This is a genomic window from Psychrobacter fjordensis, assembly GCF_904845995.1.
GTDB lineage: Bacteria > Pseudomonadota > Gammaproteobacteria > Pseudomonadales > Moraxellaceae > Psychrobacter > Psychrobacter fjordensis.
In genome coordinates, this window is sequence record NZ_CAJGYP010000002.1 from 853,238 (window position 1) to 876,517 (window position 23,280).

Below are 23,280 nucleotides of genomic sequence, written 5' to 3' on the forward strand. Positions count from 1 at the left end.
ACGACTGGCATTTATGCACGAGACATCTATGTACAAAATACTTATTATTGAAGATAATCCTGATATTGTGGCCAATATTTATGCTTTTTTTGAGCCAAAAGGCTTTGAGTTGGACAATGCTCATAACGGTATTAGCGGCTTAACGCTCGCTGCTAATAATCGTTATGACGTGATCCTATTAGATGTAATGCTACCTGGCATGGATGGTACAAAACTGTGTAAAAAGCTAAGAGATGAGCTACATAATAAAACTCCTGTACTCATGCTGACGGCGCGCGATACTATTTCAGATAAAGTCGCAGGATTCGATAGTGGTGCCGATGACTATCTGGTTAAGCCATTTTCTCTAGTGGAACTAGAGTCACGCACCAAAGCCCTTATACGTCGACATCAAGACGACCACTTCCGGCATAGTATAGAAGTCGGCAAGCTGTCGTTAAACACGGAAGAGCACACCATCACACGTGAAGGACAGTCGCTAAAACTCACGCCAACAGGCTTTAAGATACTAAATGTGCTCATGAGCACTTCGCCTCGAGTCGTCAGTAAAAACGAGCTAGAAGAAAAGGTATGGGGTGAGGACATTCCTAGTAGCGATGCCCTGCGCACACATATGCATGGTGTACGTGCACAAGTCGATAAACCTTTTGTACAAGCCATGATAGTCACGATACCTGGTGTGGGTTATCAAATCATTGATCCAGATAAAGTATAAAATTCGCTGATAGCTTTAACAACCTGTCCTTGTGATAAAAAATATTTAGCTATTTGTATGACAACCTCTCTCTTTCTTTCTGCCTTTCATTACGAAGTAAATACCATGTTTAGTATCGACTCCATCGTTAATAAGTTTCGAATCTCTTACTTCTTGTTTGCCTTATTGCTTTGCGCAACTTTCGTCAGTATTTTTCTGTACGCGGAGAGCAGAATAGAACAGGAGTTGGTCAAGGCTCGTCTATTACAGCAGCTTGATCTCAGTCAAGAGAAGTACGGCGATCAGCCTATTTACACTGCCGACCCAGGTATTAAGATTTACCGCTACGATGTTGCACCTGCCAATCTACAAGCATTGGCGAATGAAAAAGTGCAAGAAATATCGGTCACTATCAACGATGAGTCTGGCAAAACTCACGCCAACCTTCATTTTTTTATCGATCAGCAGGGTGAGCAAGCTTATATCTTGACCTACGTAGAAGGGGTTGAGATGGTAATGAGTCATTATCCGGTTTTAGAAATATTCGAAAGCTTAGAAGATATTTTTGCCAATGCCTTGAGAGCGGCTGTCATTTTGAGTTTATTAATCGCAGCGATATTCTCTCAGCTGTCCTCTAGGCAAATCACCAAACCACTATTAGATTTAAAAAAAGCCGTAGAAACCGATCATCAAAACCTATCTCAACTGACACATATGCCTTCAGAAGTTGGCGTCTTGGCTCGAGCTATCGATGATAAAAACCATAAGCTAGAGCAATATCTAAAGCGTGAGCAGTTGTTTACAGGCGATGTCAGCCATGAGCTGCGCACCCCTTTGACTATTATCATGGGGGCATCAGAGGTACTGGCCTCACAATTAGAACATGACAGTCACTTAAGTGAATTTACCAACCGCATTAGCAATACCGCTAAAGAAACTTCTGAGATTATCAGTGCCTTACTATTACTCTCTCGTGCGCCTGAAAAGTTAGACACACCGCAAACATCCATCAACGATATTGCCTCAAATGAAGTAGCACGCTTGAGTTACTTGCTACGCAATAAGGCAGTGACTTGCACCGTAATGGCTGAACAAGAATATTTCGCGTACGTACGGCCCGAGCTACTAAAAATGGCATTGGGCAATCTAATAAAAAATGCATTTCAATATACTGATGATGGCGAGGTAGTCATTACGATTGATGCCGAAAAAATCACAGTCACGGATACAGGGCTTGGTATTCCTGAAGTGATGATGCCTTTGCTATATGAAAGATTTGAGCGTCTAGAGCAACAGAACAATGACCAACAACTGGATACCACATTATTGTCAAAAGGTCAGTCTAGCTACCAAGTGGAAGGCAGCGGTTTGGGGCTTAGCATCGTGCAACGCATCATGACTCATATGGACTGGCAACTAACGCACCAAGCCAATGAGGCTGAGGGTAGTACATTTAGTATTTATTATACGTAGCCTCTTCTATTTCTATAGTCAATCCCTTACAAAAGAGTGACAGCGTTAACCTTGCTTGAAGTATTGCATCTACACTTAACAATCGCATACGTACATCGCATAAATATAAAAAAGCAAAAGCATCCCATCTTAACGCTTTCTTAACAGCGCCCCGCTCATACTGATACCCAAGTGCTAACCAGTGACCTCCTACACTGGGATCATTAAAACAATAATTATAGAAATGATTGCACTTACTCTATATTTTCAGAGATAAGAAAGGCGAGTGAAAGCACTACGTACTCCTTGCCATACACTCAAAATATCCATAACGATTGAGCCATCAATATGAACAATGTCGAAACCATTTCTATCGAGCATCAACAGATAGATTCCTATTCTATAAATAACAGCACCCCTGATACTCTTGTGATATCCGACAGCTTTGCGAGCAGTGCAAAAGGTAAAAAAGGTTTGGATCGACTCCTAAACGCAACAGGATATTCTATAGATGGTTTCCGTGCTGCTTATAAGTTTGAAGCCGCATTCAGACAAGTTCTTTGGCTCAATCTACTGCTGTTCATAGTCACTATATTTATGCCTTTTGCTATCAGCGTCAAAATGATGCTTGTGTTCGCCTCTTTCTTGTCCTTAATCGTTGAGCTTATAAACACTGGTATCGAAGCGAGTGTCGACCATACCTCTACTGAGCAACATCCATTAGCAAAAATAGCCAAAGACGTCGGTTCAGCTGCTCAGTTTCTAGCATTACTGTTATTGTTTGTTTTGTGGCTAATGGCATTATCGACCTTTTTATCTTAAACAGTATTTGGTGAGCAGTATCACTACCATAATGTATGTATAGTTTATTCAGTTTAAAAGAGAGACAAGGCAACCGAGTGTAGATGTATATGTGATACTTCAAGCGAGGTTAACGCGGTAACTCTTTTATAGAGAATTGACTATAGGACTAGTTGAGGTTTTAAATGATTCTAGAGGATAATTCAACGGATTGGGTTTGGCTTAAACTCTTGTGCTTAACGATTATTGTGGCTTTAACTTTTGAGCATAGCCAATTTGATATTCGTATTAGTGAGCTGTTTTATAGCCATGGGCAATGGCTCATCCAAAAGGATGCACAGCCTTATGCTTTCATCTTTTATGATGGACCTAAAGCCTTATTGATTCTCCTAGCACTCTATTTGATTACCGTATTAGTCTTGAAATACAGACAATCTCTGCATAGTACTTTTACAACCAATAGCAGTAAGCTCCGTAAACTTATCATTCCTTTATCTACTCGTGAGATAAGCTATCTTTTGACGATTCTTATCGTAGTCCCTACTTTTATTGCGTTACTAAAAGGGGTAACACATGTGAGTTGCCCCAACCATTTAACACTCTTTGGTGGGAGTTTGCCGTATCTAAATGTTTGGCAAAACATAGTCGCCGACACGCCAGCCAAATGCTTTCCAGCCGCACATGCGAGCGCAGGATTTTCTTTGTATGGTTTGGCATTTTTACCCACCCTAAAAAAATATCGTTATAGAATATTTGAGAGCGTGACGGTCTTAGGCTGGACAATGGGGCTGTACAAAATGCTGTTTGGTGACCATTTTTTTAGTCATACATTAGTGTCGATGCTGCTGTCACTGACCATAGCGTGTGCGCTCGCCACCTTTTTCTTTAAAGACTCGATAACGAAAAAAGCCAAAAGTGCCAATAGTAATAAAAGACATGCCAACAGCAGCCTGTCTGATATTGAAACATCTAATACTTAAAATGAGCTTGTGGGTATAAATGGAACTGATGCTGATATATTTACCAAAATAGCACTACTAACCATTTGAAAAATAATGTATAAATAATAAACAATAACCACCTTATCGTTAAGCAGAACTATGGATGGTGCTCATTGATAAACGCTTTATATATCAATAGCCCGCAAAGGAATGTAGCTATGCGCCTCTTTTTTATTGATCAAAAACCCCTGCATCTCTACTCCTTGTCAATTATCCCATTACTGCTTGTCAGCACTATAGATGACAGTCATGCCGCCAGTTATGCTATCAATCCTGCCAGCACTCATATACGGTTTGCCATTGAACGCTTCAGAACCTCTGCTACTACTGGTGGCTTTTATGATATCAAAGGTCAATTGCAATATGACCCGATTCTAAGAACAGGTGACATCTCATTAATCATACCGATAGACTCACTCAATACAGGCAACCCATCTTTTAATAACAGCCTAACGGGGCCTGATTTTTTTGATGCAAAAAAGTTCCCCTCAGCGCGATTTAAGTCGACGAAATGGTATTTTGATCAAAATAAGAGAAGCCCACAGGTAACAAGAGTAGATGGCAAGCTGACGCTACATGGTGAGACACACCCTATTAGCCTAACAGCCACGAAGTTTGATTGTTATCTAAGCCCCAGCCTCAAAAAAGATGTTTGCGGTGGCGACTTCACTGCGACGATTGATCGAACAAAATGGAATATAAACAAATTTGGCTGGTTTGGATTGACTAAAAACCTTAACTTAAACATTAAAGTTGAAGCCGCTAGGCTGTAGCAGTCAGTTTTAATTTTACGACATTGCGTTTTTAAAATATGAACTTTTATCACTTTGCTTTATTTTGGTAGACACTATCGGTGACTTGCGGACATCTTATGAAAAGGGACTAAGAATGATTGATCAGCATTATAAGGACATTACGAAGCCACTTTCTACAGTCATGCCAGCATGGTCGTTTTCTTCAGCAATAACGCTAATGCTAACACTAGGGCTCAGCTCAATCTCTACGGTGGCGATGGCAGACACTGTCAGTTTCCCAAGAGAGACTCTGCCTGCTAGAACTAGTCTGCCGAATGTTAGTCCACTTAATAGTGATCTTGCCAATCGCGGGGCTTATGTGGCACGTACGGCAGATTGTATGGCTTGCCACCGTGAAGACTATAGCGGCGGCGTACCGATAGAGACGCCTATTGGCAATATTTATTCAACCAATACTACGCCTTCTACGCAGTATGGTATCGGCAACTATACCGAAGTTGATTTTAAAAATGCCCTGCGAAAAGGTCGTGCGCCAAAGCATCAAATCTATCCCGCCATGCCCTATCCATCCTATCACGGCATGTCTGACGCTGACATTAGCGCTTTATTCGCTTATTTCCAGACAGTGCCTATCATTGATAAACCTCCTGAAAAGACTACTCATCTGCCATTTCCATTAAACATCCGCAGCTTAATGCTGGCATGGAATGTCATCAATGTACCCTCTACCGAAAATCGCTCAGGACTGACTCCCGTACAGCAACGCGGTGAATATTTGGTAAATAATCTAGAGCATTGCGGCACTTGTCATACGCCGCGCAATCTTACCCAAGGTCTCGATAAAGATCGCTATCTATCTGGAGCACCGCTCGGTAAATGGTTTGCCCCTAACATCACACCTGACAACGATACGGGTATTGGGCGTTGGTCTGAGCGTGACATCGTTACTTATTTGCGTACTGGAAAGCTTGATAAGCAAGCTTATGCCGGTGGCCCTATGGCCGAAGCGGTAGCACATAGTACACGCTATCTCACTGATGAAGACTTGAGTGCGATGGCTAACTATCTAAAAGTCGTCCCAGCAATCAGGACGGATGATTACCTCATACCAGTCAATGTCGCTCGACTCCCTAGCCCGAAAAGCACGTCTATCACCTATGATTTACTCGAGCAAAAGGATTATTTGGCGGAGGCAAAAGCTGACACGCCTCATGTCACTATTTATCGAAGCAGTAATCAAAGCAGTAATCAAAGCAGCAGTCAAAATAGAGGCATAGAAAGTAGTAATTCACCAAAATCCCTATATCTGACTCATTGCGCCAGCTGTCACGGTGTCGATGGTTACGCTCAACCTGATGCCCGCTATGCCGCTATCGTCGGTCTCAGTAGCATCCGCCGCGCTAAGCCTGATGCACTTATTGGCGTGATTGCATTTGGGGCAAAAGGTGCATTCAATACCGCACCCAAGATGCCTGGCTTTGAAAAAGACTTGAGCCACGCACAGATTGCTAGTATTACCAATTATGTGCGAATCAACTTTGGCGGTCTATCCAGTAGTGATGTAAGTGGTGACGAGGTTAAGCGAGTCATAAAAGAGAAAGGCTAACCCCAAAAATAAATCGGACTGTTTGCCTCTTATATAGTTGATTCAGTTTGAAAGAGAGTCAAGGCAACCGAGTGTAGATGTATATGTAATACTTCAAGCGAGGTTAACGCTGCCACTCTTTTATAGAGGATTGATTATACTAATATAGAGATTGAGCACCACAAGGATAATTAAATGAAAGATTTGCTGCATTCCCCTACACGGCGACAACTGCTCTCGATGATTGGTAAGACGGCTGGCGCGACGGCCATGTATCAGGCAATGACCACATTGGGATTTGCCTCAGAGTCTAGCTTTCAAAAAGAAATAGATCTAAAAGGCGCCCCTGCTGGAGCCAGCATCGTAATCCTTGGTGCGGGCTTAGGTGGACTGACAGCGGCTTATGAATTACGCAAAGCAGGCTATAAAGTCACCGTCCTTGAGTACCAGAATCGCGGCGGCGGACGCAGTTGGACGCTAAACAGTGGGGATAAATACACGGAATTAGGAGGCGAAGAAGTCACCTGCGACTTCGAAAAAGGCAATTACTTCAATGGTGGTCCATGGCGACTGCCTGTGCATCACTATGCGGTCTTTCATTATTGCAAAAAGTTCAATGTGGCATTACAGCCCTTTATTCAAACCAATGATCGTGCTTATCTGCATCGTACCAACCATTTCAATGGTGCGCCGCAGCGCTTAGGTGACGTGCAAAGTGATATTCGTGGCTATGTATCAGAGCTATTATCCAAAGCCGTCAATAAAGGCAGCTTGGATGATACGGTGACTAAAGAAGACAAAGAAAAACTGTTAGAAGGTCTCAAAGGCTGGGGCGTGCTCAATACTGATTACCGCTATGTCAAAAGCCATGAAACGGGGAAACATCGTGGTTATAGCGTCTATCCAGGTGGTGGGCTGATGCCCGATGCCCAACCCTCTACGCCCATTCCAATGGACAAGCTGCTCAGTTCAGGCATGTGGTCTGATCTCTATAACAACTATACGGTTCATGTGCATCAACCCGCCATGTTTCAACCTGTTGGTGGTATGGGTAAAATCGGCGATGCTTTCACTCGTGAATGCCGCGATATGATTCAGTTCAATGCTAAGGTAACTAAGATTCATCAAGATGAAACGGGTGTCACGGTTGATTATGTCGATGCCAATAACTCTAAAGGCAGCAACTCTGAAAGCAGCAACTTAACAAGTGGTGTTAAAAGTATTCGTGCTGATTGGTGTATTTGCAATATTCCACTGTCAGTATTGACCCAAATTGACATCAATGTCTCAGAGCCAATGAAGCAAGCTATGGCTGCCGTTCCTTATGACACCTCCTACAAAGTAGGTCTTGAGTTTAAGCGTCGGTTTTGGGAAGAAGATGAATGGATATACGGTGGCATCACTTATACGGATCTCCCCATTACCCAAATCTCCTACCCTTCACAAGACTTATTCACCTCAGGTTCAGGCGTGTTACTAGGTGCTTATGGCTTTGGAGAAGCGTCTTATAAATTCAATGCGTTAACACCAAAAGAACGTATCAGTGCGGCTCTCGCCTATGGCAAACAGATTCATCCGCAATACACCAAAGAGTTCCGTGCAGGTACATCAGTCGCTTGGCATCGTATTCCTTGGTCACTCGGCTGCTATGGCATTTGGAGTGAGTCGAGCCGTCAGCAGTATTACGAGTCGCTTTGCAGTATTGACCATCGTATTGTATTAGCGGGTGAGCATTGCTCTCATATCCCTGCCTGGCAAGAAGGCGCAATCCTATCAGGGCTAGACGCAGCCAAGCGCCTACATCAAAAAGCCAAGAAACTTGGATAGCACGTCTTTAAATAATAAGTCTTTGGTTAACAAGTCTGGCGTTGAAGCAAGAATGATAACAATGAGACTAGGCACATTAGGAACAATCATGAATATGGTGACATCAAACCCAATCCAATCATCTAGCCCGCTGAGCTCGGGTAAGGCAATAATGACCCTCGTTGTTGGTGGATCGATAGCGTTAATAACGTTGTCAGGCTGTAGTCAGCATAGAACCGAGAACGCCGCTACTATCGCCAGCCAGCAAACAGCGCCCATGGTGTTTGACGACCAAGCTAGCCGCAATAATGGGGCTTGGGGCGGCGTCTATCTATCAAAAGAAGCACTGACACGCCCGCCTATGGATATCGTCGATGTCAGTGCTATACCAAAAATGAGTGACGATGCTAACTTGCAAAAATGGCTAGCCAAATTTGAAGGCAGTACACAAGGCAAAACTGGGTTTTTCGCTACGAATGGTAAGAAGCTTTATGACGACTCATGTGCAGGCTGTCATATGCTCAAAGGTGAAGGTGCACAGGGAGCGGGTTACTACCCACCATTGGCCAACAACAGTAAAATGGAGTCTAAATATTACATCATTAGCATTGTTATCAACGGATTACGCGGTATGCCCTCTTTTCATAGCATGATGGATGATCAGCAGATAGCTGCGGTTACTCAATATGTGCATAGCGATTTAAATAACTATACTGATATAGTGACAACTGACAATGTATCTCAGCTGCGTCATGACTTTCCACCTGGCTCCGATCCTAGCGAATAAGTATGCTGACGACGGCTGATATACAGCCTTTCTCAATCATCAAACTTTGGGCTTCAGCATAATTGTCTAGCACTGCTTAAAACAGACAATCTCTATATTCAAATGAAAACATCTACTTCCTTAATACGTTAATCTTAAACACATCGCTATCAAAATTGAAGGACGGCTTAATTTTATCTTGACTGACCATTGCTATGCCGTTACTGTTTATATTCAGCAAGCGTATTTATCAACCGTAAACCGTACGCATCAGCTATCTATTATAAGAAAGGTCAATATAATAAGCGTCAAGCTCTCTCTAGAAATTCATAAAAAGTGTCACGGATAGCCGCTTTGAAATAACTGAGAGACAAGAGACCTGACCTATAGTTGAGTTCAATTAATTTCGATACAAGAAAACCGAGTGCAAGCTATACATTAATATGGTTAGCGAGGGTGACGGTGTAGCGAATTTATGTAAATTTAACTATATATATTTTGAGGTAGTTTGCATGCGTATATATCTATCTACTTACTACGAACGCCTACTTCAAAGGCTATCACACTACATAGCTGCGCCTCGATTACGCTTCAACCTTTTCCTCTTAATGCTTATCCTTATATCTAGCCTATTGACGGGTTGTACGCAACGAGTCTGGAACGAACCCATAGCAGATAAAACCACCACTCGTTATGACTTTGATAATAATTTACCCCAAAACTCAGATGATGTCTTTGTGGTGCTCGCCTTTTCTGGTGGTGGCACACGGGCAGCGGCGCTTAGCTACGGCGTGCTCGAAAAACTGCGTGATACACCCGTGACTATCAATGGCGTCGAGCGCCGACTGTTAGATGAGGTGGATGTTATCTCCTCAGTATCAGGCGGTAGTTACACCGCTGCTTATTACGGCTTGTTTGGTGATGATATTTTTAAGCGGTTTGCACCAGAGTTTCTGTATGAAGACTGGCAGTCTCGGCTGATCAAGCTTGCATTACGCCCAAAAAGCCTAATCGCTATGAGCAGCTCTGAATACAATCGAGGCGATCTGGTAGCGGATAACTTAGACAGCAGTCTGTTTCAGCAAAAGACCTTTGCGGATATGGGTCGGGGTAAACTGCCTTATGTCATCCTCAATGCCAGTGACCTAAATAACGCCATGACGTTCTCATTCACTCAGCAACAGTTTGATTTTTTATGTTCAGATTTATCGAGCTATCCCGTGGCCAATGCAGTGATGGCCTCTTCGTCTGTGCCTGGCATCTTTGCTCCCATCGCCCTACGTAACTTTTCTGACTGCTCCGAGCGTGGGCAACCTTGGGTGGATAAGGCTTTAAATCAAGACGATCATCTACCGCGCAGTTATGCAATTGCCCGTGCATTAGACCGATATTCACAGCCAGATCGCATGCCTGTCCTTCGGTTGGTAGATGGCGGTGTCACCGATAATCTAGGCGTTCGTGGCTCGATGATGAGTCCTGTGACTCAATATGGCGACGTCCCGAATATGGCTGGTGCATTTAGCCCTGACAAATTGCGTCAGGTCAAACAAGTGCTAATCGTCATTGCCAATGCACAAACCTACTCAGAGCATGAGTGGTCAATAGAGAGTAAAGATCCTAGTTTTCTTGATACCATTTCCGCTGCTAGTGAGGTCGCATTAGGTACTTTGAATAACGAGACTGTCTCATCGGCTAAAAAAGAGTTTTTGCAATGGGGTGAGCATGTGAATGCTCAGCGCGACTCAGACTCTCCTCAAGTTGAGGTGCATTTTTCGGTATTAACCTTTGATCAAGTGAAAGATAAAAACGAACGTGCAAAGTTCGATGCAATGCCAACGACTTTTCACTTGCAACCTGAGCAAGTCGATGATTTGCGCTCGCTTGGCAGCAGTCTGCTTGATCAATCTGAAGAATTTCAAAACTTTCGCAATGCTCTTCAGTGATATATAACCAAGTCTTCTAAGCGAAAGAATATAAGCAAGTTAAGCGAAGCGAGCTATTTAAAAATCTCGATTGAGCTTAACCATTAAATTTGAGTGATTACTCAAATTAACTTGAATGCTTGCTTAAGTCCAGTTACTGTAATAGCTACTGATGCTGTTGCTCTAATACTTATAACTGCAAAGCACCTATATTCAAAATATTTATATATTAAAAGGAGCTTTTATGCCCTCTAACCTATCTCCCTCAATCATCGTATTTGATGTTAATGAGACATTACTAGATATCGACACCCTCACACCTTTATTTTCTCGTCTGTTCGACAACGAAAATATATTAAGAGAATGGTTCGCTCAGTTGGTGCTGTATTCGCAAGCCATGACCTTATCCGGTCTTTATACATCTTTCGGTGAGCTCGGTGTTGGCGCATTACAGATGACAGCTGATATCCATCAAATCACACTCACCGATGATGATATCCAAGAATTCAAAACTCGCATGGGTAATATGCCCGCTCATCCTGACGCTGCGCCTGCATTGACCAAACTACGTGCAGCAGGGTTTAGACTCGTGACATTGACCAATTCAGCGAGCAGCACATCACCTACACCACTTGAAAAAGCAGGATTGAGTGAGTTTTTTGAGCAGTCTTTTAGCGTTGAGACAGTAGCGAAGTTCAAGCCTGCACCTGAGACCTATCAAATGGTGGCAAACGAGCTATCAGTGGAGATGTCTGATATGTGCCTAGTGGCTTCTCATCTTTGGGATACGATTGGTGCACAAGCAGCTGGTTGCCAGGGGGCTTTTCTCACAAGACCTTACAACGCTATGTTACCCGCGCCTAATGTTCCAACTCCTAACTTTATAGCGTCAGATCTTGTCACACTGGTTGAGCAAATTATCTCAAAGAAGAAAAAATAACCTTAAAACTATAAAAAAGGAATATTTATCATGAATAAATATATAGCAGGAATAATTGCAGGCTTTATCGCTACTATCGTCATGTCTTTACTCCTCATGTTCAAAAGTATGATGGGACTAATGCCTGATTTTGACATCATCGCGATGATCGCATCCAAAATGGGTGGTAGTAAAGCCATCGCTTTGGTGGCTCACTTTATGATTGGTTCTATCGGCTACGGTATTGGCATCGCATTAGCATCTGGTAATAATTTACATAGAAACTTCGTCGGGCTCGGTATCGGGATAGGTTTTGTAGGTTGGCTTGTGATGATGGTTGCCGTGATGCCAATAATGGGCAAAGCAATGTTTGGCTTAGATATGCCAAGCGGTTTTATGATACCTATCGCAACCTTGATGCTACATCTCGTCTTTGGCGTGGTATTAGGTAAAGCCTATACCAAGCTTGTTCATAAATAATAAAGCCTATATACAACAATCCATTTATTAATGAAGTTTGAATTTACCCCTATTGATACGCCATATCACTCATACCTTTTTCAGCACTCTCTATGTTGCATGAACAAAGGTATGTAAGATATAGTCTTTATTTGAAGTGTTTTTTAAATATACAAGGCGAGCTTGTTCATTATAGTAGATACCTCTGCTGATTAAGATGACTACCCGTCGAAGTAGATAGAGTATAGTTATTACATCACGTACCAAAAGCCCTACCCTAAAGTCACATTTAATGGACCTAAACGATAACAAGGATGATATATGAAAGTACTTAGAACCCCTGATTCGTGTTTTGCGAACCTATCTGATTACGACTTTGAGCCGAACTACTTAATGGTCGACGATAGCGAAGGGGGTGAACTACGTGTGCATTACCTCGACGAAGGCCCAAAAGATGCCGCTCCAGTATTATTGTTACACGGAGAGCCTTCATGGTCTTATCTATATCGCAAAGTCATCCCAATATTAACTGCCGCTGGTCATCGTGTGATTGCCCCAGACCTTCCTGGTTTTGGACGTTCAGACAAACCTGCGTCTCGTGAAGACTATACCTACCAGCGTCACGTCGACTGGATGCAATCGGTACTTGATCAATTAGATTTGAAGGACATTACCCTGTTTTGTCAAGATTGGGGTGGTCTGATCGGACTTCGTCTTGTAGCCGCACACCCAGATAAATTTACTCGGGTAGCCGCTGGTAATACCATGCTCCCTACAGGCGACCATGATCCAGGGGAAGGCTTTCGCAAATGGCAAAAATTCTCACAAGAAACGCCACTATTCAATGTAGGCGGTGCTATCAAGAGCGGTACTACCACAGAGCTATCACAGGCGGTAATCGACGCTTATGACGCACCATTCCCTGATGAGTCTTATAAAGAAGGCGCTAGACAGTTCCCTGTACTCGTACCTACAACACCGAATGATCCTGCCTCAAACAATAACCGTGCGGCTTGGGTTGAACTGAGTAAATGGACAAAACCGTTCATCACTCTGTTCAGCGATTCAGATCCGGTCACTAACGGTGGTGATAAGATAATGCAAAAGCTTATTCCGGGAACTAAAGGCCAAAACCATACGATTATTACTAATGGTGGGCACTTCCTTCAAGAAGATCAAGGTGAAACATTGGGCGAGCTTTTGGTTACGTTCATTAATGACAACCCTGAATAACCTTTTTTACTATAGTTGGTTCAATATAATTTGGATACAAGGAAGCCGAGTGAAAGTGCTACGAGTAGTAGGCTAAGCGAGACTGACACCGTACCCAATTTATAGAGGATTGACTATAACTGGCAATCCTTTAATAAGCATTTGATAGCAGAGCATTAGAAAATATATTAAATGACGTCATCACCATACCATTAGGGCTGGCAATTTTATTAAATTGCCAGCCCTATTAAATTGTTCATCTCTATTTATGGTATATCACACTGAATCAAACGCTCCGTCGAGAACCATCAGCTTAAAACAACCTCTGACAACTTGGGACAGACACATTATCTCTATCCCCTGCTGCCAGATACGGTCGTTTATTATGCAATTGCTGCTGGCTTGCGTAAGTGTTTTATCAGTGCGATGCCAGCTAATATGAGTACTGCAAATAGCAATAGTGCAAATAGCATACACATCATCATGCCACCCATGCCCATACCTTGCATCATGGTTCCGTTCATCATTGATCCATTCATAGCGGTATCGCTCATCATTATATTTCTCCATGGTTCTAAATTTATAGTACTGATATCAAAAATGATGTTAAAGCATTTCATTTTCAATAGGTTGTTTTGTTAATAATAATAGGTATAAGGTGCTCGATATTAATACTTGATAATGATCACACTATACAGGGCTATAGTTGCTGCTGAGCAGACGTAATATCAACATATACTTCTGTTGTGCCATCTTTATTCATCTGCATTACTTGGTACGGCATAAATTTATCTTGTTGCTCCATACCAGGACTGCCCACTGGCATACCCGGTACGGCAAGGCCAATGGCTTGGGCGGGCGGGCTCGCTAAGAACTGCGCCATATATTTTGCAGGCACATGACCTTCAAAGACGTAGCCATCTGCGGTAACAGCGGTATGACAAGTACGCATCTGCTGCGGAACATCATAACGATCTTTAAATAAAGACAAGTCTTCAGGGTGTTGAACACTTGCATCCAAACCATGACTTTCTATGTGTTCTATCCAGTCCTCACAGCAGCCGCAATCTGGCGTTTTGTAGACAGTGGCTGAAACATTTTTAAGTGATGTAGACGAGTCGGTTACAGGAGTCATGACTGGCTCTATCTCAGCAGCGCTTGTCTGTACTGCTTGCGAGTCAGTAGTGGCAGATTTATCGTTTGATATACTTTGTATATTCTGTGCATCCGTACTTGGTTGGCTACAAGCAAAGAGTAACGATGTCAGCGCCACTAATAAAATATGACTCGATATCTTGCGATGCCTATATGTATAAGTACTACTCTCGTGTCTCATAAGACCGCCTCTAATTTGTTTCGTACCAAGATTAATTTAATATTGAGATATGCTTGTGTTTCAATATGCACCAATCAAGCCGCCATTGATTTGAATGACCACATCAGGGAGTTCTATTGGTTTGATTCGATGCTAATAAAAGTGATAGGACTGGTATTACAGTCCATTAAATCAGCATGGAGCATACACGGTTGATTCTGACTGATAGATGACACCAACATGACAATTTTGTCATGTTGGTGTCTTTGGATTCTAATGCGCGACCGTTTCCTTTAATATGACGTTGAAACCCTATGATTATGTCAGCTGTATGATTTCTATCAAACATATACTGCCACACAGAATTGACGTATCAAAAACTAATATAACTTGAATCCTAAACACCTGATAGCATTAATGGCATCTACCCTATTCATGCCCATGCACTTCAGTTGTGATAAATACGCACATCATACTAAATAGAGAAAATATGAAAGTACTACTGGTTGAAGATGAAATAAAACTCGGTGAATATATTAAAAAAGGATTAACCGAAGCAGGTTTTATTGTAGACCACTATATGACTGGTTTAGATGGTCATCATGCGTTGATGACGGATGATTTCAGCGTGGTAGTCATGGATGTCATGTTGCCAGACATTAGCGGCTTTGAGTTAATCCGCAATTATAGAGCGGCTGGAAACTATACGCCTGTGCTGTTTTTGACAGCAAAAGATGATCTGAGCGACAGAATCAAAGGTATTGAGATTGGTGGTGATGACTATCTGACCAAGCCTTTTGCTTTTGCTGAATTGATTGTAAGAATCAAGAGTTTGCTACGCCGTGCTAATCAAGCAGATTATAAAAGCAGCATCATGCAAATCGCAGACTTAAAGATGGATCTCTCCAAGCGCACAGTCAATAGAGGTCACACCACCATAAAACTTACTGCTAAAGAGTTCTCTCTACTGCAGTTCTTTTTAGAGCACCATGGCGAGGTATTACCGCGCTCTGTCATTGCCTCTCAAGTCTGGGATATGAACTTTGATAGTGACACCAACGTCATTGATGTTGCCATTCGTCGTTTGCGTCTAAAAATCGATGATGACTTTGATATAAAACTGATTCATACCGTACGAGGTATGGGTTATAAGTTAGATGTACCCGACGATAGCAATGACAACGCTGAGTACGCACACAATGAAGAGTAATATCCACAATCGGCGCTTGCCTTTGTTATGGCGTACTATTTTCTTACTAACGATATTTGTCGTTATCTCTCAAGCCATCATCTATATCTGGGTTCAGCGCTCTGTCAGTAACCATTTCGATCAAATGGATACTGAAATGCTGTCTCATGCCGCCTTCAACCTGCGCAAACGTGTCAATAGCACTGATGAACAAACGACTCTATCTAATGCTTTGACATTATCTTCACCTGCTGATGCGGACCACCTGCATACTTCATGGCTTGATTACGATATAAAAACCCTTATTTTTGATAAAAATGGAAAACTACTATCGAGCGCCCCTAGCGGATTTTCAGCCTTTTTACCCGAAGACTTTCAAGTATTGCCATTATGGGACACCTACCATGAGCAACAGTTTTCATTGGCAATGAACGGTAAAAACTACCATGCCATTATTATTCAAAACAACCAAACATTGGCACTGATTGCCTTACCTATCGATGTCCATCAGCAATACCTATTACACTTCAATCGTCAGTTAAGTATTATTTTAGGGATAATCACACTGCTACTGATATCAGTGGCCGCCATGAGTGTCTACTGGGGTTTTGCACCGTTATCTACCATCGTCCAAAAAATGAAAGGCATTAATCCTGAGCGCTTGGATGAAAGGGTCATCGTTACTGATATGCCTCGAGAGCTACGACCACTGGCTGAATCTTACAATCTCATGATGGCAACCCTTGAAAGCAATTTTGAATCGCTGTCTCGCTTTTCGGATAATATCGCGCATGAGCTGCGTACTCCGCTTGCCACGCTTAGCACTCAAACTCAAGTGATGCTCAGCAAAAATAGAAGCTGTAATGAATACGTCGAACAACTGCATCATCAGCATGACACCCTCGAGCAACTATCTGCGCTAATCAACAACATGCTACTACTCGCAAAAACCCAAAAAGGGCTGTCTGATTCACAGCTCAATCGTATCGATACCGAGTCAATGATGACCAACCTTATCTCTTATTATGAGCTGGTAGCGGAAGAGCGTAACATTACCTTTCAAAAGACAGGTAACTTCCAAGCCGTATTGGGAGATGAAAGTTTATTGCAGAGATTATTTGCCAATTTGATATCAAATGCCACTTATTATGCAGCGAGTGATAGTAGCATCACTATTGAAGCCTTTTCGACTGGAGATTCGACGATGACGCATACAACTAGGAATGGTCTACAAAAGGTATCATCACCTGCATTGAAGCAATCTTCTCTAAAAATCGTGATGACCAATCGTTTAGATGAGCCAATGACCCCGCTAGAGGCAGATAAATTATCTGAGCGTTTTTATCGTCATCATAAAACAGATAACAAGCACACAGGAGCGGGCTTAGGGTTATCAATCGTCCAAACGATTGCACAAGCTCATAAAGGTAATGTCAGCGTGACTATTAAAGATGATTATTACTTTCAAGTCAGTGTTGAGCTATTGAGGGCTTAATTTAAGTGAGAGCCATCTAAATTATGGCGGTACGTTAACGATGGGTTAGAAAAACTCAGTGCTAATTAGTACTAAACAGGAACAACCACCACATCACTTCTCTCTTGCCATGGCTGAAACTCAGTCATGGCTTTCTTGTATAAATAATAAGTTAGTACTATCAGCTAGCAACTCTTCTAAATTCCGTACCCCCTGCCTATTGCCAACATGCTGTCTGACTCATCTCTCAATGATGGTCTGGATACTCACCAAGCAACATATCATTCGCCAGCTTATTGCTCGCTGTCATAACAGCAAACTCTATTCGTATCACAATCCATTAATAATTTAGTCTCTTAATAGAGTAACTAACAAGCTTGTCAGAATGTATCAGACCCTTAAAGGGGAAAACAAAGTGAGGGTCTTGAGTAAGTATCCTCTCTAGAGTATTGCTAATTTTCCTATCACTCGCACAACTCACGTGCGTTAGTGTGAATGATTGAATATTGGCTAGAAAACGTCACCTTTCTTTAACTTTCATAAACGTACGTAACACTGCAATCCGTTATGATTTCCTTATTCGATAGAGCGACGTTCTATTTATATTTCTAACCACTCAATAAATACTCATACTTATAATGAGATTAAAAGGACCTTACTATGAAAAACATTAACTTGAAAAATATCGCCATCAGTTCACTAATTGCTGTATCTACTTGCTTTGCAATGGTCGGCACAGCAAATGCCGCACCACAAGTGATCGTTGTCAAAGAAAAACCTAAAGCAACACAAGTAGTAGTCGTTAAAAAAGTCCAGCCTAAAGCGAAAAAAGTGGTCGTTGTTAAAGCAAAACATAAGGCCAAGCAAGTTGTCGTAGCGAAAGCAAAACATCCAACAAAAAAAGTGGTCGTCGTTCGATAGAGCAAATTTATATTCATACCTCTTTAACCACTTAATAAATGCTTATAATGAGCTTAAAAGGGCTTTACCATGAAAAAATTCAACATGAAAAACATTGCCATCAGCTCACTAATTGCTGTATCTACTTGCTTTGCTGCGATTGGTCAAGCAAACGCTGCGCCCCAACCAGATACGCATCATTTGACCCAAAAACAAAAAAATTCGATAGAGGCCAAGCAAAAAGCCAAGCACAATGCAGAAATTAAAGCCAAAGCTAAACATAAGGCAGAATCAAAGTATCACTCAGATCTGAAATCGAAACAAAAAGCCAAGCATGATGCAGAGCTGCGAGCAAAACAAAAAGCTAAGCAGAAAGACGCGCATCATGACAGCAAAACAAAGCACAAAGATAGTAAGTTCGAACAAGATAGAAAACATGGATAAGTAAAGAGAGCTGTTATTCATGTCTATTTACACGACTGTATTAGACTTACAGCTTTGGGTCTACTGATGACAGACCCTAGGGCGTGTCCTCATTTTAAAAATGGTGATAAAAATGAGATAAATTGCCGTCAAACGAGGAAAATAGTGCAGATAATATCGAGATATTGACCAACTATTTGACGATGTTTGGCAAAATTTAGCTGTTTTCAGCCCATTTAGAGGACACTCGTTTGAATTGAGGACACGCCCTAATATTAAGAAGAAAAAACCACTACCGCATCTCCCTCTTGCCATGGCTGAAACTTCGTCATGGCTTGTATGAATAATGGATGCGCCAACCAATTTTTTAGCCATAGTTGCAATTTCGGATAAGGCAAACTATAAAAGATATCACGATCTACATGGGCAAACTGACGAATGAACGGCATAATACCAATATCAGCAACAGTCACGCTATTGCCTAGTAGATACGTATTCTTAATCAGTAGCGCTTCTAAATCCTGCAAAAAAACCTCACCTTTTTGTCGATACTCTGTCTGAGTCATTTCAGGATGACGATCGGCATATTTGTAGCGATCTAGCCACTGTTTAAACTCATTGTCGTTTTGTGCCATCAAAGATTTGCCCTGAGATAAAACGCTTTCATCCAGCAGTCCTTGCGGATCTTTTTGCTCAAGCACCCACATCATGATCTCTGCACTCTCTTCAATCACCGACCCATCTGAAAGCTGTAATACTGGTACCGTACCTTTTGGACTAATCGCTAGCATCTGCTCTGGCTTATTCTTTAGCGTGATTTCTCGTAGCTCTACCGGTAACTCGGCAAATAATAAACCAAGACGAGCACGCATAGCATAGGGACAGCGACGAAAAGAGTACAAGCAAGGCAGTGAAGCGTTCATAGATATTTCCATAGTTGAATAGGAATTAAACAGTAGGTAAAGAGTAAATAAAGAGAAGCCAGTAGACACAGACCCACTGACATCAATGTGCATTAAGGAGTTGTTGGATATTCGATAGATTTATAATTGGCCACCGCTTCTACCAATGACTGTGGCAGATAATGCTCTGAAAGATGCGCATGTGGATAATGCTGTTCAATCCACGATTGATAGCTATGAATGGTTAGCGTACCACAATATAATAAATATAAAACCTGCACGCCGATGCTACGTGATAACCCCATCACGCAATGGAAATTGATAATCGTAGTGAGGCTATCCTTTACCTGACCATCTTTTACCTGACTACCCTCTACCTGACTCTCATTATTAGCGTTTATCGCTCGCGTTTCTGCTGATTGTGTCAAAGCTTCAAGTCGCTTAAATAGATCAATATAGTCTTTAAGCAATACATCACTCAATGGCTGCAAGTCCAGTAAAGGCAAATATAAGTAATGAACAGGCATCTTAGTGATACCGTTAGCAGCTACTTCAAGATGATAAACATGACTAGATATCTCAGCAGCTAAATCAATGACGATAATCTGATAATGAACTGAGGACGGCAGTTTTTCTGGCAAACTCGGCCATTCTAATGAAGTGCAGTCAAACAGCCAATGCGCTAAATGGCTATGCAAATCAGCCTGCCTCAATCGAGGGGAAGCCACAACTTTGACCCTATCATTAATAGCATATGGTGTGAGCAGATGTCTTTGACTTTTCGAGGCAACTTTAAAATACCACTGTCCCAAAAATGACATACCATTATAAATGATAATGATTGGCGCAAACTTCATCCAAGTATATATGGTGAGTCTTCCACTATTGGACTTTTGAAACCAGCGTGTATCCCGTATTGGCTTGGCCTGTTGATAGGCACAAGCCAACATTATAAAACTGATCAGCCAGTATGAAGCAATAATAATGGCTAAGTTTTCTACAACTTCAGACACTATCATACTCATATTGGCAAGGTAAAACCCTGCAATCGCTATTAACAAAAACCCGATACTACCCACTGCCAAATACTTGATTACCAGTGCATTACGGATTCGATTCGACAGCATAAGCACCAAAATGGCCAATACTGCCCCGCCTAGCATGTCTAGCAAATGATGTTGATACGTCAACACCGTGGAAAGAGCAATCAATGTACATATGCCAGTAAGCAATAACCGATAAGCCCCTGAAACCCATGATTTTCTAGACCCTGCAATATCCCATAATGACACGCCAAGCAATATGGCATAACTGACATGCAATGATGGCAATTGATTAAATGGCTTGTCTACCAATTGCAAAAACTGATAGCCGAACTGCGTCCAATCATCAGGTATCGGCCGACTGAATGAAAAACGAGCAGGATAAAAATAGAAGATCAAACAGGCAAAGATGGTCGCTAAGATTAGGCGATAACTCAATAAAGATAATTGCGTGGATGTCCGTACTAAAAAAAAGCTGACAACAAATAAAATCAACGACCAGCTATAAGGAACAATCATAGCTGGAATGAAAGGAATGGCGCTATCGAACGGCATGGCGAGATTATGAATTGTCGATGGGTAGAGTTTATATAATGAAACACTATACAAAGTCGTCACGTTATAGAGCAGATAAAATATGGATAATGCAAGAGCCAGATGTCTAAGACGTGTTGATTTCGATGGCGCACGAGTCGTAGACAAAAGATGCGTAGACACAGTGTTCAATTAAATAGCCTTGAAATATGCTGACCTGTTTATATTGTTTGGGAAAAGCTCTGGGCGTGATGTCTAGATTGACACCACACGCCATGCTCCTACTGTTTTTTCTTAAAAAACCACCTTGCACCTATCAGCAATGCTATTACAGCACCAATACCCAATACATAGATAGAACCAAACAAGCTCTTGTCTGCTGCAGCCAATGTCGGCGTGCTTGCTAATTTTATTTTATCATCATCTAAAACACTATCTAGTGCTAGATCATCAGCAGATTCATGCGAATGATTATCTACGTCATGGCCGTCTTCGTCATGGCTGCCTTCATCATGAGGGTTTCCCTCTTGACCACTTTCATCATGAGTATGCGGTTGAGCACCATCAGCTGTCATAGGCAATGCATCGCTGTTATTTTGTTGCCACTGACCATCAACCAACTGTAAACTTAAATGATGCTCATTGCTATCACTAAGCGTATATTGCGTCTTTGGAAATTGATCAGACAGCAATACGACCGTCATTCGGTTGCCATGCAAGTCTTTAAAGAACGTATTGGTCAAATCAATAGATTCGACCGTATCGCCAATACCCTGCGCCTCGGCAGAGAACTGTGTGCCGTGGCCCAGCTGTACATTGGGGTTCACTACTTTAATGGGCTGGTCATTGATAGATAAAGCCAATGACTTAACAAAGTGCTCATTGGCTAACTGCTGAAACTCCTCCGCCGTTTTATACGCGTCGATCGAGTACGTTTCGTTAATTTGCGCCTCTACTCCAGTTAAAGCACCATCTAGACGCACCAAATATTTGCCATCAGCCGCTTTCGACAGTATAAAAATCGAGGTATTGGGGTTGTGGGCAGTCGCATTGACGCTCACGATACTCAGTCCAAATGCAGCTAAGCACGCAACCGTCGTTGATGACAAACTAGTCTTCAGCATACACACCACGCAATCCGTTGATGAAGTTGTTATTGCCTGCTTTGTCCACATGATAGTGATACCCTCTCACATCATCATAATGACCACGTGCTTCATCCAGATCGGTATATTCATTACCCTCTGCATCAGTATTAGCGTATATGCCATAACCATCAAGTGCATAACCTATCATTGGTGCATGACCGTCTTCTTGTTCAATCTTAGTCGTTAGACCAGTGGCAGCGTGATAATGGTAACCTTCATGAGAGTTGATATGCCCACCAGCATCGTCAAACGGCGCAAGCGTATAAGCGCCTAAGATATTACTGACAGGTGCTGGCGCATCAAAACGTACACCATTAAAGGCAATACCGCGTACCGATGGACCTCTCGATTGAGGGCCTGGGCCACCGAACTCAGTGATACTTGCTGAGGCTTTTGGCGTCACTGGTATATAGAAAGTATCGGTCAAATCTGCGGCGTACTCTGGCAAGCACTCCACACAATAGTTACGATACTCTGCACCGACGTTGGGGTTGGCCGCAGCGACACAGTCCTCAAGCGTTGATGTTTTTATAATTTTCCCAGTGGTTTTGTTATACATATTCCAGTTGCTATCGCCATAGAACTCTGCTAAGTTTTTAACGAACTCGCCATCAACATCATGGACTTCGCCGCCTTCTAGCCAAATCCCACCTTTTGAGGCATCATCTGAAATATTGCTCGGACACCACGGCCCCATACCAACGTCACTTGGCTTATTTTCGGTAACGATTTTATAGCATTCACCAGTGCTGCCATCTGACAATGAGCATGACACCTTACTAATAGGCTCAACCAAGCCATCACTCAAAAAATAAGACGGTTGTACCGAAGGCATGACGGTATCTGCATTTTTGCTAGATACACTGTTAGACGTACTTTCACTAGTGTTCGACACCTCGCTACTACAAGCGAACAGTCCGCCCGATGCGAGTGTCAAGGCTAAGCAGCTTAAGCCGAATTTAGCAGTAGAAAGTTGCATA

The 23,280-nt window shown here is 42.3% G+C and carries 22 protein-coding genes; 16 read left to right on the forward strand and 6 right to left on the reverse strand.

The window, feature by feature from the left end; translation table 11 throughout:
- Positions 1–28: 28 nt before the first annotated feature.
- From JMW61_RS11975 to JMW61_RS12030, 12 genes are all read left to right on the forward strand, one after another.
- Positions 29–715 carry a response regulator transcription factor gene (locus JMW61_RS11975; protein WP_201551559.1) on the forward strand — a complete coding sequence of 229 codons (687 nt, stop codon included), beginning with the start codon at positions 29–31 and terminating at the stop codon, positions 713–715.
- Positions 716–772: 57 nt separating this feature from the next.
- A complete protein-coding gene (locus tag JMW61_RS11980; protein ID WP_320158106.1) occupies positions 773–2,167 on the forward strand; it encodes a sensor histidine kinase in 1,395 nt (464 codons plus the stop codon).
- A gap of 327 nt (positions 2,168–2,494) precedes the next feature.
- Entirely contained in the window at positions 2,495–2,968 is a 474-nt protein-coding gene (locus JMW61_RS11985; protein WP_201551562.1) for a diacylglycerol kinase, read from the forward strand.
- Between the two features lie 164 nt (positions 2,969–3,132).
- Complete coding sequence (locus tag JMW61_RS11990) at positions 3,133–3,927, forward strand: PAP2 family lipid A phosphatase (RefSeq protein WP_201551564.1); 795 nt, start codon at positions 3,133–3,135, stop codon at positions 3,925–3,927.
- A 179-nt stretch (positions 3,928–4,106) separates the two neighbouring features.
- Positions 4,107–4,721 (forward strand): YceI family protein, encoded by a 615-nt coding sequence (locus tag JMW61_RS11995; protein ID WP_201551566.1) that lies wholly within the window; start codon positions 4,107–4,109, stop codon positions 4,719–4,721.
- A gap of 163 nt (positions 4,722–4,884) precedes the next feature.
- Complete coding sequence (locus tag JMW61_RS12000; protein ID WP_227687493.1) at positions 4,885–6,309, forward strand: cytochrome c; 1,425 nt, start codon at positions 4,885–4,887, stop codon at positions 6,307–6,309.
- A gap of 174 nt (positions 6,310–6,483) precedes the next feature.
- Complete coding sequence (locus JMW61_RS12005) at positions 6,484–8,115, forward strand: flavin monoamine oxidase family protein (protein WP_201551570.1); 1,632 nt, start codon at positions 6,484–6,486, stop codon at positions 8,113–8,115.
- Positions 8,116–8,266: 151 nt separating this feature from the next.
- Positions 8,267–8,881, forward strand: a complete 615-nt coding sequence (locus JMW61_RS12010; RefSeq protein ID WP_201551941.1) for a c-type cytochrome — start codon at positions 8,267–8,269, stop codon at positions 8,879–8,881.
- A gap of 587 nt (positions 8,882–9,468) precedes the next feature.
- On the forward strand, positions 9,469–10,803 hold the full coding sequence (locus tag JMW61_RS12015) for a patatin-like phospholipase family protein (protein WP_201551572.1): 1,335 nt from the start codon (positions 9,469–9,471) through the stop codon (positions 10,801–10,803).
- 223 nt (positions 10,804–11,026) lie between these two features.
- Positions 11,027–11,722 carry a haloacid dehalogenase type II gene (locus JMW61_RS12020; protein ID WP_201551574.1) on the forward strand — a complete coding sequence of 232 codons (696 nt, stop codon included), beginning with the start codon at positions 11,027–11,029 and terminating at the stop codon, positions 11,720–11,722.
- Positions 11,723–11,752: 30 nt separating this feature from the next.
- The gene (locus tag JMW61_RS12025) at positions 11,753–12,181 is read left to right on the forward strand and encodes a DUF6789 family protein (protein WP_201551576.1); all 429 of its coding nucleotides are present in this window, start codon (positions 11,753–11,755) and stop codon (positions 12,179–12,181) included.
- Between the two features lie 300 nt (positions 12,182–12,481).
- Entirely contained in the window at positions 12,482–13,393 is a 912-nt protein-coding gene (locus tag JMW61_RS12030) for a haloalkane dehalogenase (RefSeq protein ID WP_201551578.1), read from the forward strand.
- Between the two features lie 362 nt (positions 13,394–13,755).
- Here JMW61_RS12030 and JMW61_RS12035 read toward each other — a convergent pair whose 3' ends face one another.
- Entirely contained in the window at positions 13,756–13,929 is a 174-nt protein-coding gene (locus JMW61_RS12035) for a hypothetical protein (RefSeq protein WP_201551579.1), read from the reverse strand.
- 143 nt (positions 13,930–14,072) lie between these two features.
- Positions 14,073–14,708, reverse strand: coding sequence for a DUF411 domain-containing protein (locus tag JMW61_RS12040; RefSeq protein ID WP_194196394.1), 636 nt, complete (start codon positions 14,706–14,708; stop codon positions 14,073–14,075).
- 469 nt (positions 14,709–15,177) lie between these two features.
- Between JMW61_RS12040 and JMW61_RS12045 the strand changes: the two genes are divergently transcribed.
- The 4 genes from JMW61_RS12045 (at position 15,178) to JMW61_RS12060 (ending at position 18,694) form a co-directional block, all read left to right on the forward strand.
- Positions 15,178–15,897, forward strand: coding sequence for a heavy metal response regulator transcription factor (locus JMW61_RS12045; protein ID WP_201551581.1), 720 nt, complete (start codon positions 15,178–15,180; stop codon positions 15,895–15,897).
- Positions 15,887–17,371: a histidine kinase dimerization/phospho-acceptor domain-containing protein gene (locus tag JMW61_RS12050; RefSeq protein WP_201551584.1), complete on the forward strand. Its 1,485-nt coding sequence runs from the start codon at positions 15,887–15,889 to the stop codon at positions 17,369–17,371. Before JMW61_RS12045 ends, JMW61_RS12050 begins: the two co-directional genes overlap by 11 nt.
- A gap of 639 nt (positions 17,372–18,010) precedes the next feature.
- On the forward strand, positions 18,011–18,271 hold the full coding sequence (locus JMW61_RS12055; protein WP_201551586.1) for a hypothetical protein: 261 nt from the start codon (positions 18,011–18,013) through the stop codon (positions 18,269–18,271).
- 69 nt (positions 18,272–18,340) lie between these two features.
- Positions 18,341–18,694, forward strand: coding sequence for a hypothetical protein (locus tag JMW61_RS12060; protein WP_201551588.1), 354 nt, complete (start codon positions 18,341–18,343; stop codon positions 18,692–18,694).
- Between the two features lie 254 nt (positions 18,695–18,948).
- On the opposite strand, the gene JMW61_RS12065 is transcribed toward JMW61_RS12060, so the two are convergent.
- The 4 genes from JMW61_RS12065 to JMW61_RS12080 form a co-directional block, all read right to left on the reverse strand.
- Entirely contained in the window at positions 18,949–19,596 is a 648-nt protein-coding gene (locus tag JMW61_RS12065; protein WP_201551590.1) for a glutathione S-transferase, read from the reverse strand.
- 92 nt (positions 19,597–19,688) lie between these two features.
- On the reverse strand, positions 19,689–21,335 hold the full coding sequence (locus JMW61_RS12070) for a phosphatase PAP2 family protein (RefSeq protein WP_227687494.1): 1,647 nt from the start codon (positions 21,333–21,335) through the stop codon (positions 19,689–19,691).
- A 98-nt stretch (positions 21,336–21,433) separates the two neighbouring features.
- Positions 21,434–22,276, reverse strand: a complete 843-nt coding sequence (locus tag JMW61_RS12075; RefSeq protein ID WP_201551594.1) for a hypothetical protein — start codon at positions 22,274–22,276, stop codon at positions 21,434–21,436.
- Positions 22,263–23,279 (reverse strand): YHYH protein, encoded by a 1,017-nt coding sequence (locus JMW61_RS12080; RefSeq protein ID WP_201551596.1) that lies wholly within the window; start codon positions 23,277–23,279, stop codon positions 22,263–22,265. The genes JMW61_RS12075 and JMW61_RS12080 overlap by 14 nt, the downstream gene beginning before the upstream one ends.
- Between the last annotated feature and the right edge of the window lies 1 nt (position 23,280).